Annotated in this window: 12 protein-coding genes and 2 pseudogenes; 8 read left to right on the forward strand and 6 right to left on the reverse strand. The window is 61.5% G+C overall.

From position 1 onward, the window contains the following. Positions 1–25: 25 nt before the first annotated feature. Positions 26–1,066 carry an IS481-like element ISAs19 family transposase gene (locus OKC41_RS01985; RefSeq protein WP_182935625.1) on the reverse strand — a complete coding sequence of 347 codons (1,041 nt, stop codon included), beginning with the start codon at positions 1,064–1,066 and terminating at the stop codon, positions 26–28. A 111-nt stretch (positions 1,067–1,177) separates the two neighbouring features. Here OKC41_RS01985 and OKC41_RS01990 point away from each other — a divergent pair. From OKC41_RS01990 to OKC41_RS02025, 7 genes and pseudogenes are all read left to right on the forward strand, one after another. Beyond that, a pseudogene (locus tag OKC41_RS01990) lies at positions 1,178–1,963 on the forward strand (helix-turn-helix transcriptional regulator); the annotation flags it as partial. 83 nt (positions 1,964–2,046) lie between these two features. Then, the gene (locus OKC41_RS01995) at positions 2,047–2,469 is read left to right on the forward strand and encodes a CBS domain-containing protein (RefSeq protein WP_010674714.1); all 423 of its coding nucleotides are present in this window, start codon (positions 2,047–2,049) and stop codon (positions 2,467–2,469) included. A gap of 189 nt (positions 2,470–2,658) precedes the next feature. Continuing rightward, the gene (hrpA, locus tag OKC41_RS02000; protein ID WP_270671656.1) at positions 2,659–6,558 is read left to right on the forward strand and encodes an ATP-dependent RNA helicase HrpA; all 3,900 of its coding nucleotides are present in this window, start codon (positions 2,659–2,661) and stop codon (positions 6,556–6,558) included. A gap of 71 nt (positions 6,559–6,629) precedes the next feature. Then, on the forward strand, positions 6,630–7,460 hold the full coding sequence (locus OKC41_RS02005) for a hypothetical protein (protein ID WP_270671657.1): 831 nt from the start codon (positions 6,630–6,632) through the stop codon (positions 7,458–7,460). A 162-nt stretch (positions 7,461–7,622) separates the two neighbouring features. Continuing rightward, a complete protein-coding gene (gene rplY / locus OKC41_RS02010) occupies positions 7,623–7,910 on the forward strand; it encodes a 50S ribosomal protein L25 (protein WP_010674717.1) in 288 nt (95 codons plus the stop codon). A gap of 204 nt (positions 7,911–8,114) precedes the next feature. Continuing rightward, positions 8,115–11,284: pseudogene (locus OKC41_RS21075) on the forward strand (response regulator). Further along, positions 11,281–12,297 (forward strand): HD domain-containing phosphohydrolase, encoded by a 1,017-nt coding sequence (locus tag OKC41_RS02025; protein ID WP_270671660.1) that lies wholly within the window; start codon positions 11,281–11,283, stop codon positions 12,295–12,297. Before OKC41_RS21075 ends, OKC41_RS02025 begins: the two are co-directional and overlap by 4 nt. On the opposite strand, the gene OKC41_RS02030 is transcribed toward OKC41_RS02025, so the two are convergent. The 4 genes from OKC41_RS02030 to OKC41_RS02045 form a co-directional block, all read right to left on the reverse strand. Continuing rightward, complete coding sequence (locus OKC41_RS02030; protein ID WP_270671661.1) at positions 12,273–12,917, reverse strand: MBL fold metallo-hydrolase; 645 nt, start codon at positions 12,915–12,917, stop codon at positions 12,273–12,275. The two genes, OKC41_RS02025 and OKC41_RS02030, sit on opposite strands and share 25 nt — an antisense overlap. After that, positions 12,911–14,041: a tRNA 2-selenouridine(34) synthase MnmH gene (mnmH, locus tag OKC41_RS02035; RefSeq protein WP_270671662.1), complete on the reverse strand. Its 1,131-nt coding sequence runs from the start codon at positions 14,039–14,041 to the stop codon at positions 12,911–12,913. Before mnmH ends, OKC41_RS02030 begins: the two co-directional genes overlap by 7 nt. Continuing rightward, complete coding sequence (gene selD, locus OKC41_RS02040) at positions 14,038–15,075, reverse strand: selenide, water dikinase SelD (RefSeq protein ID WP_270671663.1); 1,038 nt, start codon at positions 15,073–15,075, stop codon at positions 14,038–14,040. Before selD ends, mnmH begins: the two co-directional genes overlap by 4 nt. 348 nt (positions 15,076–15,423) lie before the next feature. Further along, entirely contained in the window at positions 15,424–16,608 is a 1,185-nt protein-coding gene (locus OKC41_RS02045; protein ID WP_201893987.1) for an acyltransferase, read from the reverse strand. A gap of 259 nt (positions 16,609–16,867) precedes the next feature. On the opposite strand from OKC41_RS02045, the gene OKC41_RS02050 reads away from it, so the two are divergent. Then, positions 16,868–17,512, forward strand: a complete 645-nt coding sequence (locus OKC41_RS02050; RefSeq protein ID WP_201893986.1) for a glutathione S-transferase family protein — start codon at positions 16,868–16,870, stop codon at positions 17,510–17,512. Between the two features lie 468 nt (positions 17,513–17,980). Here OKC41_RS02050 and OKC41_RS02055 read toward each other — a convergent pair whose 3' ends face one another. Next, positions 17,981–19,174, reverse strand: a complete 1,194-nt coding sequence (locus OKC41_RS02055) for a class I SAM-dependent methyltransferase (RefSeq protein WP_039039155.1) — start codon at positions 19,172–19,174, stop codon at positions 17,981–17,983. Between the last annotated feature and the right edge of the window lie 112 nt (positions 19,175–19,286).

Below are 19,286 nucleotides of genomic sequence, written 5' to 3' on the forward strand. Positions count from 1 at the left end.
CACCGGCCTCAAACCGGTGTCTTGTTTACGCTACTTTAGTGCGCACTTCCTTCGGTATCAATTTCAGACCCTTTTTGAACATGCTGTAGGGGGTTTGACCCTCCATCATCCTGCCCTGATGTGGCCGCTGGGTGTTGTAGTGATCCAGATAGCTGTCCAGGTCTGTCTGCATCTGCTCCACTGATTCATACCAGGTCGTCCTCCCCTTGATACGGAAGTGTTCATCCAGCAGGGTGCGATGTAGCCGCTCGATAAAGCCGTTGCTCTGCGGCCTGCGTACCTTGGTGGTCCGGTGCTCAATCCCCTCCAGTTGCAGGAACAGCTCGTAGGGGTGATGGTCAGGGCGCCCGCAGAACTCGCGCCCGTTGTCCGACAGGATGGTATAGACCCGCGCCTCGTGAGCCTCGAAGAACGGCAGGACCGTTTCGTTGAGCACATGGACCGAGGTCACCGGCAGCTTGCTGGTGTAGAGCCGTCCCCAGGCGTGGCGGCTGTAGCAGTCCAGTACGGTTTGCAGATACACCTTGCCCACCCCCTTGAGTGCGCCGACGAAGAAGGTGTCGACCGCCACCAGTTCCCCGGTGTAGTGAACCTCAATTTGGCGTTCGCGAAACTCGGGGCTGAAGCGCTCGAGCAGGCGGATCTGCTCGTCATTGAGCTCAATCGTCTGTTCCCTGTGGGTTTTCTCGAGGCGCAACAAGCGGTCATGCTTGGAGAGCAAGTCGTGACGTTGCCACACGCCACGCACACCGCCCGCACTGACGTTGATGCCTTGCAGAGCCAGTTCTTGCGCGGCCCGCAGCGGGCCATGGGTTGGTCTGGTGAGGGAGTAATCGAGGATGGCCTGCTCAATCTCGGGAGCGACCCGGTTGGGATGCGCCCCTTTACAGCCGGGGAGTTTGTCGAGCAAGCCCTCAGCCCCATAGGTCTGGTAGTTACGGCGAATCTCGTAGAACTGCTGGCGGCTGTAGCCGATGAGCTTGCAGGCTTTGCTGACGTTATTGAGCTCTTTGGCGAGCTCTAGCAGGCTGAGTTTACGACGTGCTACTTTCTCGTTGGTGGTCATACGGTGACTCCGGATAATACGGTAGGGGTACCGTTTTGTTATCCGGTTTGAAGCCGTATGACCACTCCCTTTTGTGGGCAACTGTCAGGTGAATACCATCTCCATACAAACAGCATTTCAAGCTCGGTGGGCCTGCTGGCAAGTTTCGGCGCCCAATTCGCCGCCGGCGGCGTCTGCCAGGTCAAAGGGCGTGGGCTGAGCAGCCTGTGCAGTTACCGTGGTGCAGCGCAAGATGATTTCAGCAGTCGCGACCTCACCTCGCTCTCCGAAATCTATTCCGGACTGGCGGCTTGGAGTCACCATTATTGGAACTTGCTGGCCCTGGAAACCCAGAACTATCAGTTGCAACAGCTGGTGAAAAACCATAATAAGCCCAGCGCCATCATAGACGACAAGGGGCATATTCATTATTCCAATGTGGCCTTCAACCGTATCGCCGATGAAAATGTGGAATTGCGGGCCATCAATGGCATTTTCTCTTTGCAGAATAAGGAGCAGCAACGTCAGCTCAAGGAGATCCTCAATGGCTTTTCCTATTTGCTGCCCGGCGCCAGCGCCTATATGTCCATTCCCCGTCAGCCTAACCTGCGCCCGCTGCTGGTCCAATGCACCCTGATGAGCGGACTCAGCCGCTTTGAACGCTATGTGGAAGTGGTGCTGCGTGACCCCGAGCACGCCTTCAACCCCGACATCGAAGCGCTGGCCAGCCTCTATCCCCTCACCATCGGCGAGAAGGAGTTGCTGGTGCTGATGAGCAAGGGTTACAGCAGCAACGACATTGCGGAGCTGCGCGGTGTCAAGGTGGAAACCGTGCGCTCCACCCTGAAAGGGGTGTTCAAGAAGACCGACTGCCACAGCCAGAACGAGCTCTTGCTCTTGCTGCAATCCATCTCCTGATCCATGCGGACTATGCTTGGAGTGAGCCGGACATAGTGCCCGGCTCTTGCCTCCCCTCGGGAGGCTCGTTGGGGGAAAGCGTCATGGAATCACTCAAGGCAAAGGACTACATGCAGACCAAGCCCATCACCTTCAGCGCAGAGATGATGGTACAGGCGGCGGTGGAAAAATTTCTCAACAGTCATCAGTTGGGCGGCCCCGTAGTGGACAGCCAGGGACATCTGATTGGCTGGGTCTCCGAGCAGGATTGCATCGCCGTCATGCTCAAGGAGGCCTACCACTGTGAACAGGTGGCCCAGGTCAGGGATGTGATGCGCAAGGAGGTGCTGGCAGTCGGCCCCGACACCAGCATCCTGGATCTGGCGGAGATGATGATGGGTCAAAAGCCCAAGATCTATCCTGTGGTGGAGGAGGGGCGCCTGCTCGGGGTCATCAACCGCCACAATGTGATGCAGGCCATCCACGCCCAGCTTGGCACCTGTTTCGTGCATCAGGCCAGAGTCTGAGCGGTGTTGTCTGGTTGTTTTCAAAGAGCAGGCTCCGGCCTGCTCTTTTCATCCGTGACGGTCATGACGCCTCCGGCTTGATGTGCTGGCGCGGCGCTTTAAGGCTTGCACCGCCCAGCCTCGCTCTTTAGGATCTCCCCCAGCTATCGATATGGCCCTTGATGGGCACTCTTTTAAGGAATTCGTACCTTGTCTCTCTCTATCGAGGCGCTGCGCCGCCGTCTTACCGCCTGCATGAATCTCGACGCCCGCCGTCTTTCCAGTCGACTGCACGGGGTCAAGAAGCTGCCGGAAGCCAAGCAGGCTGCCGTGCTCGAGACCATCGCCGCTGACCTGGATGTGGCACAGGCGCGCTATCAGTCCCGTCTGGCGGGCGTGCCCAAGGTCACCTATCCGGACAATCTGCCAGTCAGCCAGAAGCAGGGGGAGATCGCCAAAGCCATTGAAGAGCATCAAGTGGTGATCATCGCCGGCGAAACCGGTTCGGGCAAAACCACCCAGATCCCCAAGATCTGTCTGGCGCTCGGGCGTGGGGTCAAGGGCTTCATCGGCCACACACAGCCACGCCGTCTGGCGGCCCGTACCGTGGCAGCCCGTATTGCCGAGGAGATGGAGTCCGAGCTTGGCCACTACGTGGGTTACAAGGTGCGCTTTACCGATCAGGTGAGTGAGCAGACCCACATCAAGCTGATGACCGACGGTATCCTGCTGGCCGAGATCCAGAACGACCGGATGCTGACCCAGTACGACACCATCATCATCGATGAGGCCCACGAGCGCAGCCTCAACATCGACTTCATTCTGGGTTATCTCAAACAGCTGCTGCCAAAGCGCCCCGATCTCAAGGTGATCATCACCTCGGCCACTATCGACCCGCAACGTTTCTCCCGCCATTTCAACAAGGCGCCGGTGATCGAGGTCTCTGGCCGCACTTACCCGGTGGAGGTGCGCTACCGCCCGCTCGTCAGTGATAAAAGCGAAGGGCTGGAGGAGCGCGACGAACTGCAGGGGATCTTCGATGCGGTGGAAGAGCTGGCCCGCGAAGGGCTGGGGGACATCCTCATCTTCATGAACGGCGAGCGGGAGATCCGCGATACCGCCGATGCCCTGCGCAAGCTCAATCTGCGCGACACCGAGGTGCTGCCGCTCTACGCCCGCCTCTCCAACGCCGAGCAGAACAAGGTATTCCAGCAACATGCCGGACGGCGCATCGTGCTCGCCACCAACGTGGCGGAGACCTCGCTGACGGTGCCGGGCATTCGTTACGTGATCGATCCGGGTACCGCCCGCATCAGCCGCTACTCCTGGCGCACCAAGGTGCAGCGCCTGCCCATCGAGCCGGTCTCCCAGGCCAGCGCCAACCAGCGTAAAGGGCGTTGCGGTCGGGTGGCGGACGGTATCTGTATCCGTCTCTACTCTGAAGAGGATTTCAATAGCCGCCCCGCCTTTACCGACCCCGAGATCCTGCGCACCAATCTGGCCTCGGTCATCCTGCAGATGCTGGCGCTCGGCCTTGGCAATATGGAGGCTTTCCCGTTCGTCGAGCCGCCTGAGTCGCGCCATATCAAGGACGGTCTGACCCTCTTGAAAGAGCTGGAGGCGGTGCGCGAGCTGCCCGCCACCGGCGATCGCGAAGCCAAACTGCAGCTGACAGAGATCGGTCGCCAGCTCTCGCGCATCCCCCTTGATCCGCGTCTGGCCAAGATGGTGATCAGCGCAGCGCAGACCGGCTGTTTGAGCGAGGTGATGGTGATCACCGCCGCCCTCAGCATTCAGGATCCCCGCGAGCGGCCCATGGAGAAGAAGCAGGCCGCCGACGAGCAGCACAGACGTTTTGAAGACAAGGATTCCGACTTCCTCGCCTTCGTCAATTTGTGGAATTACCTGAAAGAACAGCAGGATGCCCTTGGCAGCAACCCGTTTCGCCGCATGTGCCAGAAGGAGTTTCTCTCCTACCTGCGGGTGCGCGAGTGGCAGGACATTCACTTCCAGCTGCGTCAGACGGTCAAGGAGCTGGGTTTTAAAGCAAACCAGGAACCGGCAGACTTCAAGACGGTGCACTGTGCGCTCTTGAGCGGTCTTTTGAGCCATATCGGCAACAAGGATTTGGAAAAGCCCGAATTCCTCGGGGCCCGCAACGGCCGTTTCCACCTGTTCCCGGCCTCCGGTCTGTTCAAGAAGCCGCCCAAGTGGGTGATGGCCGCCGAGCTGGTGGAGACCTCGCGCCTCTATGCCCGCATCAACGCCAAGATTGAACCCGAGTGGGTGGAGCCGCTGGCGGGGCACCTCATCAAGCTACACCACAGCGACCCCCACTGGTCGAAGAAAAATGGCGCCGTGATGGCCAAGGAGAAGGTGACGCTTTATGGCCTGACTCTGGTCAACGAGCGCACCATCAACTTCAGCCGTATCGATCCGGCGTTGTGCCGCGAGCTGTTTATCCGCCGTGCGCTGGTGGAGGGGGATTTCGAGACCCGCCACCGTTTCTTCAGCGATAACCGCAAGCTCCTGGCCGAGGTAGAGGCGCTGGAGCACAAGTCGCGGCGTCGCGACATCCTGGTGGATGACGAGGACTTGTTCCGCTTCTACGATGCCCGTTTGCCGGAGGAGGTGATATCAAGCCGCCACTTCGACAAGTGGTGGAAGGAAGCGCAAAAGCAGGATCCCGAGCTGCTCAACTTCGAAAAAGAGATGTTGATGAAGGGGGATGCCGCCCACATCAGCGATCTCGACTACCCCAACTTCTGGCAGCAGGGGCGCCTCAAGCTGAAATTGACCTACCAGTTTGAGCCGGGGGAGGCGGCGGACGGCGTCACCCTGCATATCCCGCTGCCGCTCCTGAACCAGGTGGAGGTGAAGGGGTTCGAGTGGCTGATCCCGGGCCTGCGTCACGAACTGCTGGTTGCCCTCATCAAGTCGATGCCAAAGCCCATGCGCAAGAACTTCGTGCCGGCGCCCAACTATGCCGATGCGCTGCTCGCCAGCATCAACCCCGAGCAGGGGCCGCTCTTGGACGAGATGGAGCGCCAGCTGCGCCGCATGACTGGCGTGACCGTGCCCCGTGAATCCTGGGATTGGGCTGCGGTGCCCGATCACCTGAAACTCACCTTCCGTGTGGTGGACGACAAACACAAGAAGGTGGCGGAAGGCAAGGATCTGGAGGCATTGAAAGAGTCGCTGCGCGGCAAGGTGCAGGAGACTCTGTCGCAAGTGGCGGACGACGATATCGAGCAGTCTGGCCTCACCCTGTGGAGCTTTGGCGAGCTGCCCCAGGAGTACAGTCAGAAGCGGGGCGGTTTCGAGGTGAAAGCCTATCCGGCCCTGGTGGATCAGAAGGATTCGGTCGCCATCCAGCTGGTGGAAAGTCCTGTGGTGCAGCAGCAGCTGATGTGGGCGGGTCAGCGCCGGCTGGTGCTGCTCAACGTGCCATCTCCCATCAAGTACCTGCAGGAAAAGCTGCCCAACAAGGCCAAGCTCGGGCTCTATTTCAACCCGTTTGGCAAGGTGGCCGAGCTGATTGACGACTGCATCGCCTGTGGCTGTGACAAGCTGATTGAGCAGCACGGCGGCATGGCCTGGGACGAAGCCGGCTTTGAGGCGCTCAAGGAGTATGTCCGCGCCGAGCTCAACGATGCGGTGGTGGAGGTTGCCAAGCAGGTGGAAGCCGTGCTGACCCTCTCCCATGAGATCAAGAAACGGCTCAAGGGCAAGATGCAGCTCGACACCGCCTTTGCCATGTCGGACATCCAGCAGCAGCTCGGCAACCTCATCCACAAGGGCTTTGTCACCGAGACCGGCTGGCAACGGCTGCCTGACTTGCTGCGCTACCTGCGGGCCATCGAGCGGCGCCTCGAGAAGCTGGCCATCGATCCCAACCGGGATCGGGTCTACATGCTCAAGGTGCACAGCGTGGAGTCGGAGTACAAGGCACTGCTCGCCAAGATCCCCAAATCCCAGCTTATTCCCACCGAGGTGGCCAATATTCGCTGGATGATCGAGGAGCTGCGAGTCTCCTTCTTCGCCCAGCAACTGGGGACGCCATACCCCATCTCGGATAAACGGGTGCAGAGCGCCATTGCCCAGTGCTAAGCTGCTATCTATCTGTTTTCTGAGCCATAGTGTGAAAGCAACGGGACGCCAAAGGGAAGGGAGGCCGTCATATGCTGGGGATCTGGTTGGGGGTGGCACTGGTCAACATCAGCGGGTATCAACCCATTGCGGAACAAACCTGGGTGCAGCTCAACCCGGAGTTCTATCCGGTGCAGCGCCCCGTGCCGCCCATTTTTGCGGCTTGGCGGGGCAATCAGTTTCCCCCACTTGAACAGAGAAAGAAGAATGGCCGCTGGCAGATCCTCTTTCCTGCCCGGCTGGTGCCCCCCTTCGATCTGTTCGAAGGGGAGGCCCAGCTCTCCAAGGCTTACCTGGCCAGGCTAAAGCGCATCGATGAGATGGCCTATGGCATGGCGCCCCACCAATCAGTACAGCAAGCCGCTTCCTCGGCCCCCTCGTTCGAAGTCCCGGGCGCTGTCGCCTTTGTCGCCGAGTTCTCCCTGCCTCGGGAGAGGAAGGCGCGGATGCCCCTGGGGGAGCCCTTGCTCGCACGGATTGGGGGGCAGGTCCCCGCCCAGGCCTTGGCAAGACAGGAAAATGCACAGCCCATGGCCACCGCAGATTCTGCCCCTGAGCAGGCGACCTTGACTCTTTCCGCCACGGCGGCAGGGGAGGCATCGCGGGTTTGTCATCAGGTGGCGGCGGGAGAGACCCTGTGGCGTATCGCAAGCCAGCTTCAGTCAAAGGAGGCCGGCGGTTCGGACACTTACAGCTATCTGCTGGCGCTGGTGCAGGAAAATCGTGACAGGATGGTCAAAGGGATCCGGGTGCAGGCCGGGCTGCGCCTCTATTGCCCCACAGCGCAGACCCTGGCGCAATTCGATGCCCTGAGCCCGACCCAGCGACAGCAACAGTTTGCCCGTCTGGAGCAGGGGCGCTAAGGGATGGCGAGAGGCGTGGTGGAGTGCCTCTTGGCCAAACAGGAGCAACGCGGGTTCTTTCCTTGTATCCCCTCCGGGCCCGTGCTAGTATTCGCGCTCGTTTTACGAGGTGCTGACCGGTCGCAGTCAACACCATACATTCATCTAAAAGAGATAATCACTATGTCTTTCGTATTCCAAGCTGAAGTCCGTTCTGACCTGGGGAAAGGTGCGAGCCGCCGCCTGCGTCATGCTGACCTGGTTCCTGCCATCGTTTACGGTGCAGGCAAAGAAGCCGTGTCCGTTACCCTGGACCACAAAAAGCTGATCCTGGCCCAAGAGAAGCCGGAGTTCTACTCCTCCGAGCTGACCCTGGTCATCAACGGTGAAGAAGTCAAAGTGAACGTGAAGGCTATCCAGCGTCACCCGGTTCGCTACAAGCTGGTTCACCTGGATTTCGTTCGCGTCTAATCGACAACGAACTTTCCTGTGAAGAGGCCACCCAATCGGGTGGCCTCTTTGTTTTTACAGCATTTTTTCCGGGAAAATAAAATACTCAAACAGCACTATTGGTCTTTACTTGTAGGCATGATTGACAGCAGGACACGTGTTGTGGTGCTCTGATGTTCAAGAAGTACTCGGACAAGTCCATTTTTCGGGGCGATGTTGACCGTTATGAAAGGAATCGTACGGACATATATCCTGCTGTTTTCACCTATTCTGCTGCTGGTCCTGGCGGGTGGCTATTTGCTGGGCAATGCACTGATCGAACGCGAGCTCTATCGCGTTCGCAGTGATGAGAGCACCTTCCTGGCGCTTGCCAGCGGCCGCCTTGACGGCGAGCTGGCGGTGCCGCTGCGCCATGTGCGCAGCATGTCGGAAGAACCCATCCTGCTCGAAGCGGCGGCTCGCAATGACCGTGAGACCCTGGCCGTCCAGTTCACCATCCTGCTGAACCGCAATCCCGACTATGCCCAGGTGCGTTGGCTTGCCCCGGATGGCATGGAGCTAGTGCGCATCGATCGTCAGGGTCAGCGTCTGTGGCGGGTAGCGGACGACCAGTTGCAGAACAAGGGGGATCGTTACTACTTTCGTGATGCCATGGCGCTGCCCTGGGAGCGGGTCTACGTCTCGCCGCTCGATCTCAACGTTGAACACGGGGTGATCGATCGCCCCTTCAACCCCATGATCCGCATTGCCAAGCGTCTGCGCCTTGGGGGGCGTGATCTTGGTTTGCTGCTTATCAACGTCCAGGCCGCCCGTATGCTCAAGGAGTTTGCCGACAGCAGCGGCAAGGCAGCCGATCACACCATGCTGTTCAACCAGGACGGATACTGGCTGCGCAGCCCGGACCCATCCCGGGAGTGGGGCTTCATGCTCGAGCGCCCGGATCTGACTCTGAAGCAGACTTCACCCCAGGCTTGGCAGGCGTTCTGGGACGCATCAAACGGCCAGATGGAGTCTGCCGACGGACTCTGGAGCTGGACCACCCTGTACCCGGCACAGAATCATGATCAGCTGATCTGGAAAGCCGCGTCCCTGGTGCCGCACAGCGAGCTGCAGGCCATTCGCACTCATATCTGGGGGATCATCTTGGCCGCCAGCGCCGTGCTGCTGCTGTTGTTTGGTGCCGGTGTGGCTGCACTGGTGCGCAGCAGGCACAAGGAGCAACTGGCCCAGCAGGAAGCGGCCAGGTTGGCACAGGTCAAAGGTGATTTCATCGCCAACATGAGCCACGAGATCCGCACCCCCATGAACGCCATCATGGGGCTGACCTACCTGCTCGAACAGGGAGGTCTCGACGATGGTCAGCATGCCTTGGTGCGCAAAATCCACCAGGCCGGGCAGGCGCTGCTCGGGATCATCAACGACATCCTTGATTTCTCCAAGATTGAGTCGGGTCGGCTCGAGCTTGAGCGGGTGCCATTCAGTCTCGAAGAGGTGCTCGATCACGTGGCGGCCATCATGTCCACCTGCGTTGGCCAGAAGCACCTCGAACTGGTGGTGAGCAGTGCCCCCGAGCCGGTTTCCCATCTGATTGGGGACGCCCTGCGCCTCGAGCAGGTGCTGCTCAACCTGACCGGCAATGCCATCAAGTTTACCGAACGCGGCGAGGTGGAGGTCAAGGTTGTGCTGGAATCAGAGCAAGACGGCATGGCCACCTTGTTGTTTCGGGTGCGCGACACCGGGATCGGCATTCCCCCCGAGCAGCAGGCCAACATTTTCAATGCATTCTCCCAGGCAGACTCCTCCACCAGTCGCCGCTTCGGGGGCACCGGGCTTGGTCTGACCATCAGTCGCCGCCTGGTGAATCTGATGGGGGGGATATCGGCGTCACCAGCGAGCTTGGCAAGGGGAGCGAATTCTGGTTCCGCGTCCGGCTGGAGCAGGTGGAGCGGCCCGAGGCCTTGAACGAGCGCCTGCAGCACATCTCGCTGCTCATCGCCGACGACAATCAGGTGACCCGCGACGCCCTGTCGATGACGGTGGGTTCCCTCGGATGGCAGTCGCGGGTGGTGGAGTCCGGTGAGCAGGCGCTACACCATCTGCTGCGCCAGGGGGAGCGTTTCGACGTGATCCTGCTCGACTGGATCATGCCGGGCATGGACGGGCTCGAGACCTGCCTGGCCATTCGCCGCGCCTTCGAGCAGCAGGAGCGTTCACCCATCATCATCATGGCGACCGCCTATTCCCAGGATGAACTGATGCACCGCCCCGGCTCGGATCAGGTGGATCTGGTACTGCACAAACCGGTCACCGGCTCCAGTATCTACAACGCGGTGGCGCGTCTCATCCACGAGAAGCGCGAGCATGTGGAGCCCCTTGAGAGTGGCCAGCGCCGTCTGCGCCTGCCGGGCGTGCACATACTGCTGGTGGATGACAGCGACATCAACCTGGAGGTGGCGACCCGATTGTTGCAACGGGAGGGGGCCGAGGTGATGACCGCCATCGATGGGGAGCGAGCCCTGGCCTGCCTGGCAGATCCGGCACGGCGCATCGATCTGGTGCTCATGGATGTGCAGATGCCGGTGATGGATGGCTACGAGGCGACCCGTCGCCTGCGCCTGCTGCCGGGGCGGGAGGAGACTCCCGTGCTGGCACTCACCGCAGGGGTATTCAAGGATCAGCGGGAGGCGGCGCTGGCCTCTGGCATGAACGACTTCATAGCCAAGCCGCTCGATGTGGAGCAGCTCATCGCGACCTTGCTGCGTTATCTGCCGGACGTAGTCCTGCCGCTCACCGTGAACGACGAGCGACTCCCCCACGAGCCGGTGGCCGGCATCGATATCGATACCGGACTGCGCAACTGGGGTGAAGCCTCGGTCTATCTTAAATACCTGCGGCGTTTTCGCGATGACTACATGACGGTCGGTACCGTGTTGCCGGGTTACATCGCCCAGCACGAGACCGATGCGGCCGCGAGCCTGACCCACAAGCTCAAGGGGGTGGCGGGCAGCCTGTCGCTCACCGATGTGGCGCGTATCAGTGCCGAGTTGAACGAGGCCATCGAGCAGGGTGGCGACACCAGCCAGCTTATCGCACCCTTCCTCGAGGCCCTGGAGCGGGCACAACACTCCATCGATACCTATGCCGGGCGCGAGCCGGGCGCGGTCAGCTCCCCGCTGGCCCAGGGGGAGGCGCGGGAGGTCTGCCTGCACGCCCTGCATCAGGCCCTGGTGAGCGAGGATCTGGATCTGATTGAGCCGGCGCTGAGCCAGGCAAGGAGTCACTTGCCTTGCGAGCTGGTGAGCGAAATAAGTGCAGCCCTGGAGCTGTTCGATATCCCGTTCGCCACCCGCAAGCTGGAGGAATATCTGGAGGATCGGGAGGAACCTGCGCCATGAGTCGACCGCGCGTGCTGATCATCGACGACGAGCCGAGCAACCTCGGGTTGCTGCGGCAAATCCTCAAGGAGGAGTACAACCTCTTCTTTGCCAAAGGGGGAGAGGAGGGGTTGGCCGCCGTGGGGCGTCACGAGCCGGCACTTATCCTGCTGGACGTGCGCATGCCCGACATGGATGGTTACGAGGTGTGCCGTCGGCTCAAGGCCGATCCGGCTCACGCCGGGATCCCGGTGCTCTTTATCACCGCGAGCGACAACGCAGACAGCGAGAGCCAGGGGTTCGAGGCGGGCGGAGTGGATTATATCTACAAGCCGGTCTGTCCGAGCACGGTGCGTGCCCGGGTGCGCAATCATCTCTCCCTGGTGCGCCTCGATCAGCTTGAGTGCAGCTATCGCACCGCCATCGTCATGCTGAGCGAGGCGGGCCACTACAACGACACCGACACCGGGGTGCATATCTGGCGCATGGCCGCATACGCCCGGGCCCTGGCTGATGCGGCTGGCTGGAGCCCGGAGCAGTCGGATCTGCTGGAGCTGGCGGCCCCCATGCACGACATGGGCAAGATTGGTATCCCCGATCACATCCTCAAGAAGCCTGGCCCCCTCACCGAGGAGGAGTGGGTCATCATGCGAAGTCACCCGCGTATCGGTTACGAGATCCTGAGGCGATCCGATGCCCCCATTTTTCGCATGGCGGCGGAGATTGCCCTGCACCACCACGAGAAATGGGACGGCTCCGGCTATCCCGCCGGCGAGATCGGCGAGGGGATCCCCGAGGCGTCGCGGATCGTGGCGATCGCCGACGTCTTTGACGCCCTGAGCGTACGTCGCCCCTACAAAGAGCCCTGGCCCCTGGACCGGGTGCTGGCTACCATGCGCGATGGCTCCGGCCAGCACTTCGATCCCCGGCTGCTCTCCCGTTTTCTCGAGATCATGCCGGAGATCTTGCGCCTCAAGGCGCAATGGGATGCCCGCGAGGCGCGGGGGGATTACCAGAGCGGCTGTGTCAGATAGGGATTGCTGGCCCGTTCGTGACCAAAGGTGGAGCTCGGGCCATGGCCCGGAATAAAGACGATCTCATCCCCGAGCGGCAGCAGGGTCTCGGTGATCGACTTGATCAGCGTCCCGTGATCCCCGCGCGGGAAATCGGTGCGGCCTATGCTGCCGGCAAAGAGCACATCCCCCACCCAGGCGAGGCGTTCTGCCTGGCAGAGCAGCACGATGTGGCCCGGAGTGTGGCCCGGGCAGAAATAGACCTCCAGCTCGCATTTGCCAACCTGTACCTTGTCACCCTGTTCGAGCCAGCTATCCGGTGTAAAGGCTGGAGTATGGGCAAAGCCGAACATCTGGCTCTGCTGGGGCAGGATATCGAGCCAGAAGGCATCCTCCTTGTGGGGGCCGGTAATGGCGATACCGGTTCTCTCGCGCAGTTCGGCGGCAGCGCCCACGTGATCCAGATGGCCGTGGGTCAGCAGGATATGGGTGAGGGTCAGCCCCCGTTTGGCAATGGCGGCCAGCAGCTTGTCCGCCTCGCCGCCGGGATCGACGAGGGCAGCCTGGCGGGTCTCGTCACACCAGATAAGCGAACAATTCTGGGCGAACTGGGTGACCGGGATCACCTCGAACTTCAACATGTGGGACTCTCCTGAGGGGTCTGAAGGGGGGAACGTTCGGCGAAGAAGGCGAGGCAGGCCTCCTTGTCACCACGAAACAGGATCCGCTCGCGCTTGTTGTCCAGCTGATAGCGGTACATGGGGTCATAGTAGCGAGTCAGCAGCAGCCTGATCCAGACCAGATGGGCGCGGGTGTCCCCGCTCTGGGCCTGTTCCCTGAGGGCGGCCTGCAACAGCCCATCGAGTTCGCGATAATCCTTGTCACCGAGTCGGCGCTTGAGCCTGGCCATGGCGTCGGTGAGGTAGCCGGCAAAGAGCGGCCAGCCCGCCTCCTGGCCATACATTGCCAGGTAGCGCTGCCAGAGATCCTGCACATAATCGATGCGGATCTGCTCGGCGCGTTCATCTTGCGACACCTCCACCACCACCAGGGGCGCCCGGCACATGGCCTCATAGAGGTTCAACGGCAGGGCGCAGCGACCGATGAGGCGGCTCTCGTCCTCCACCACGAAATGCGTCTCCCCCCGGTGGCGGCGCTTGAGCAGTTCGATGGCGATCCGGTTCTCGAAGTCGATGTTGCTGGGCTGGCCCCCCGGCAGCTGGCCAAAGGAGGAGCCCCTGTGATGGGCGTGCCCCTCCAGATCCACCGCCTGGGCAATGTGGCCAAGCATGTGGGTCTTGCCGGAGCCGGTCATGCCGGTCAGCACCGTCCAGCGACACTCGGTCGAGGCGCTCGCCTGGGTGTCGATGAGGAAGCGACGCAGCTCCTTGTAGCCGCCATCCACCCGGGGACGGGTGACGCCGGCCTCGGCCAGCCACTGCTGCACCGTCTGGGAGCGCAGGCCGCCACGGAAGCAATAGAGCAGGGCATCTGGCTGCTGGCGCAGCTGGGCCAGCCATCCCTCGATGCGCGCGGCGCGCACCTCGCCCCCCACCAGCCGGTGACCCAGCGCGATGGCGGCGGCCTGACCCTGCTGCTTGTAGCAGGTACCGACCCGGGCACGCTCCTCGTCCGTCATCAGCGGAAGGCTGACGGCATTGGGGAAGGCCCCCTCATTGAACTCGACGGGGGCGCGCAGATCGATGAGCGGAACATCCTCGAGGAAGATGCGCGCCAGGTTCGTTTCGAGCGGCAGTGCACTCATTGGACAACCTCGATAAAGCGCGTGCCTTCCAGCGGCTTCATTGCCCCGACAGGGGTGAGGGAGAGCCCTTCCTCCCGCGCGATGGCCAGCAGCTCGGCCTCGCTCTGGGAGCCCACCGCCACCAGCAGGCCGCCGCTGGTCTGGGGATCGCACAGTATGTTGCGGGTGCGCTCATCCATGGCGTCCAGCTTGTGGCCGTAGGAGTCGTGGTTGCGCAGGGTGCCGCCCGGCACGCAGCCTTCACTCAGGTAGTGATCCACCTCGGGCAGCAGCGGCAGCGCCTTGAAGTCGAGGCGGGCGCAAACCCCTGAGCCTTCGCACATCTCCAGCAGGTGGCCCGCCAGGCCAAAACCGGTCACGTCTGTCATGGCGTGGACCCCGGGCAGGGCCGCGAAGCGCTGGCCAATCTTGTTGAGGGTGCACATGGCCTCTGGGGCCAGCTGCTCGTGCTCGGGTTTGAGCTTGCCCTTCTTCTGGGCCGTGGTGAGGATGCCGATGCCAAGGGGCTTGGTCAGATAGAGGGTGTCGCCCACCCGGGCGGTGTCGTTCTGCTTGATGGCATCGAGCGGCACTATGCCGGTCACCGCCAGGCCGAAGATGGGCTCGGGGGCGTCGATGCTGTGGCCGCCGGCGAGCGAAATGCCCGCCTCGTGGCACACCTGGCGGCCACCGTCGATCACCTGCTGGGCAATCTCGGGCGCCAGCGTGTTGATGGGCCAGCCGAGGATGGCGATGGCGACGATGGGTTTGCCGCCCATGGCATAGATGTCGCTGATGGCGTTGGTGGCGGCGATGCGGCCGAAGGTAAAGGGATCATCGACGATGGGCATGAAGAAGTCGGTGGTGGAGACGATGCCCTGGCCGTTGCCGATGTCCACCACGGCGGCGTCATCCTTGCTGCTGTTGCCGACGATCAGGGTGGGATCGTCAAAGCCCGGGATCTGGCTCTTCAAGATGGTGTCGAGCACCTTGGGGGAGATTTTGCAACCGCAGCCAGCGCCGTGGCTGTATTGGGTCAGACGAATGGAAGACATGCTTTCCCCTTGTGTGGGCAGACTTGTTTGTGCCAATAACTGCTGCGGCGCCGTCAAATGTGCGCGCAAAAATAGGGTGGCCCTGGCGGCCTGTGAACACAGTGATGTCAGGCTGCCAGGCAGGGCGGGAGGAGGGCAAGGATGCGCCGGCGAAGCCCCGCCGAGGACCACAGGACGGGCCATTATGCCACAGACGGCCCTCTTGATTCGAACTGGAATTCACACAAAGCGCAGGGGGTTGTCGGGTTCAAAAAGAGCCGTACTCTTCGCCTTGCTCAGGCTAGTCCCACTTTGAGCCGCCCCGACGGCGTGCCGGTCTTGCATCGGGGCAGCATGTGGCGACGGAAACTAGCCAGCTTGCTCCATCACTGGTTGGGGAGCCTTGCCTAGCCGGCGCAGTCGCCGTTGCAGCGGCCGCTCCAGCAGGGTGTAGCTCAGCGCCGAGAGCCCGATCAGCACGGCGAGCATCAACAGGGTGGCCAGCACCCCCAGCAAGGGGTTGGTCTGGGCGTACCACCACGCGGTGAGCCCCGGCGCCAGAGAGTGGACAAGCTCGCAGCCGGTGAGCAACACCAGGGCGTGGAGCAGGTAGATGGAGTAGGAAAGATCCCCCAGCCAGTTGGTGAAGCGGTTGTCCAGGAGGCGCAGCAGCGGGCTCTGGCGATCACCCTGGGCAGCGGCAATCCAGATCAGCAAGACGTAGGCGCTGATCAGCAGCAGGGTCAACAACGGCGTCATGGTGAACTGCATCAGTGCGAAGGGGAGCAGAAAGGCGAGCAGCAGCGGCAGATCTTGCTGCATCATGGGCCACTGGCGGGCAGCCTTCACCTTGGGCAGCAGCCAGAGGCCGAGCACGAATTCACTCACCCCGCGCCCGATGGCCAGCGCGCCGCTGGTGACATCCAGGGTACCCCGGCTGTGCACGATATAGGCCAGCACCGTCAAGGCCAGCAAGGGGGCGAGGTTGCTCCAGCGGCTGCGGGTGACAGCGAGGGGAATGAGCAGTGGAAACAGCAGATAGCTAATCCACTCCACGCTGAGCGACCAGGCGGCGAAGTTCCAGGTCAATCCGTGATCGGTCACCACCTGCAGCAGCAACAGGCTGCTTGGCAGCGCCTCGGCGGGAGTAAAGGGTGAGCCGAACGGAGGCATTCCTTCCCACTCCCACATCTTGAACAGGGGGCCGGCGTAGAAGCCAATCCCGTGGTGGGCCTTGTAGAGCTCCCAGCCTACCAGCAGCAGCAGGGTCACCAGGTAGAGGGGATACACCCGGGTCAGCCGCAGCCAGAGGAAGCGGCCATAACCGATGGTGCGGGGCGTGCGGGCGAAGGCCTCCCCGTAGACGTGGGCCAGCACCAGCCCGCTCAAAATAAAGAACAGATCGACCCAGAGGTAGCCGTTCTCGATGAGTTGGGTGTGGCCTGCGATCGACTCCATCCACTGGGGAAAGAGCAGCAAGCGGGCATGGAACAGCACCACCATCAGGGCAGCGATGCCCCGCAGCGGCGTCAACAGCGGCAATGATTGATTCATGACGGGATCCTTGATGATGTTCAGCTTGGCCTGACATCAATTTTTGTTGTGGTGCCGCTCATCAACCCTGATGAGTCGGTTGCCCCGGCTTGGCGGCCGCAGGCGGGATCACCCTACCTAAAAGAGAGTCATACGAGTGTGATTGCCGTCATGAATGGGCGTTTATCATCCCAAAACCAGCATGGGATAGGGACGCATCGAAAATAGAGAGGGGATCTAGACTAGGGAAGTCATCCCTCTGAGCGTCAGGAACATCCCCATGAAACTCTATGCCCACCCCTTTTCGTCCTACAGCCAGAAAGTGCTGATCGCCCTTTACGAGAATGCCACCCCGTTCGAGTATCGGAATCTCGAAGAGCCGGCGGCGAACGCCGAACTTGCCGCCCTTTGGCCACTCAAGCGCTTCCCGGTGTTGCTGGATGACGGTCGCTGCATCCTCGAGAGCAGCACCATCGTCGCCCATCTGCAGGCGCACCATCCGGGTCCCGTCAGCCTGATCCCGCCTGGCGATGCGAGTCTGGAGGTGCATATGCTGGATCGCGTCTTCGACAACTATGTGATGACGCCGATGCAAAAAGTGGTGCTGGATGCACTGCGCCCGGTCGCGGATCGCGACCGCTATGGCGTAGCGGAGGCCCGCGAGATGCTCAATCAGATCTACCCCTGGCTCGATCAGCGGCTGGAAGGACGCTACTGGATTGCCGGCGCAGACTTCACGCTGGCCGATTGCGCCGCCGCACCCTCGCTCTTCTACGCCGACTGGGCCCACGAGATCCCGGCTGGCTATGGCCGTCTGCGTGCCTATCGCGCCCGTCTGCTCAATCATCCCTCCATCGTGCGGGTGGTGGAGGAGGCGAGGCCATTTCGACACTACTTCCCGCTGGGCGCGCCAGCGCGTGATTGAGCGGGATGACTTGTGGTGGGCGAGTATTGTCGCCCCAGGCAATGTGCGAGGCGGACAGGGGCATGGCGTGATCCATTGCAGGGGAAAACAGCAATATTCATTCAAATGAGTGGGTATGCGTTTATGGCTGATATTTCCCCGAGGATTTTTTAATGTTGATGCGTAATATTTCATGTTTTCGCATAAAAAAATGCCGGGCATGTCTCTGCTGGTGGGTTGTGTAGTGAAAGAGAGATGAGAATCGGGTTAACGATGCGGCAACTCTTGATTGAGGATGGCAGTCGTCAGTCGAAGAGGAGGGATGGGGGCAGCAATCGCTGTTGGTGGCAAAGTCGGGGGGAGGTTGTCTCTTTGGCGGCCGCGTGAAAAAAGCCCGCTACGATCGCGGGCTTTTTGATGACTAGCAGAACCCAGTCCTGGCCCGGATCTGGAACCGGGGACAAGGGGGGCAGCGCTGGTCTGCTCGGCTTAGCGGGCGCGCACCACCAGTCCCTTGAGGTAGAAGCCCTCCGGATAGGCGGTGCCGATGGGGTGATCGGATGCCTGGGACAAGAGCTCCAGGATCTGGGCGTCGCGGCCGGCATCGAGGGCCGCATCGGCGACGATTTTCTGAAACAGGCTCTGCTCCATCAGGCCGGAGCAGGAGTAGGTCAAGAGCACGCCACCCGGCGCCAGCAGCTGGAAGGCCAGCATGTTGATGTCCTTGTAGCCGCGGCAGGCGCCCAGCAGCTGGGCCTTGCTCTCGGCAAACTTGGGCGGATCCAGCACGATGACATCGAACTTCTCGCCCTTCTCGCGATATTCGCGCAAGAGCTTGAAGACGTCGTGACGCACGAACTGGGTGTTGCTGGTATCGAGACCGTTCAGTTCGGCGTTCTGGCGGGCGATGTCCAGCGCATTCTGGGAGAGATCGACGTTGACTACCTCCTTGGCACCGCCCTGGAGGGCATAGACCCCGAAACCGCCGGTGTAGCAGAAGCAGTTGAGCACCCGCTTGCCTTCAGTGTATTTCGCTGCGGCAAGGCGGTTATCCCGCTGATCCAGATAGAAACCCGTCTTGTGACCGTTACGAATATCGACCAGGATCTTGACGCCGCCGTTCTCCTCGATGACCACGGGGTCGGTCGGGGTCTCGCCATGGATGACGCCGGTGCGCTCCTTCAGCCCTTCCTTCTTGCGTACTGCCACATCGGAGCGCTCATAGATGCTGCACTCGGGGTAGAGGGTACGCAGCGCTTGCGTGATCAGCTCGCGCTGGAACTCGGCACCGGCAGAGAGGATCTGGCACACCAGAAAATCGGCGTAGCGGTCGATGGTCAGACCCGGCAGACCGTCGGATTCGGCGGCGCAGAGGCGATAGCCGGTGAGGCCCTGACGCTTGATGAGCCCGTCGCGGGACTCCTGCGCGTATTTGAGGCGACGGATGAAGAAGTCGAGATCGACGCTCTCATCCTTGTCGAAGGTCCAGACCCGGGCACGGATCTGGGAGCTGCCGGACCAGGCGCCACGGGCGAGCCATTTGCCGTCATGGGTGAAGATCTCGACGGTATCGCCGTCAACGGGGTTGCCCTGCACCCGCTCAATGCCCTTGGAGAAGATCCAGGGGTGGCGACGCAGCAGGGATTTTTCGCGGCCTTTGACGAGATAGATGGAAGCGCTCATGGGTAGTTGCCGATGGTAGAAAAGAAGGGGGCATATAGTAGGGGCTGTGAGGGTAGGCACGCAAGCCGCGTCTACCGGGATCCGTGCATCCACACGCGGTCAGGGTCGAACG

Source organism: Aeromonas sp. QDB17, assembly GCF_027705305.1.
GTDB lineage: Bacteria > Pseudomonadota > Gammaproteobacteria > Enterobacterales > Aeromonadaceae > Aeromonas > Aeromonas caviae.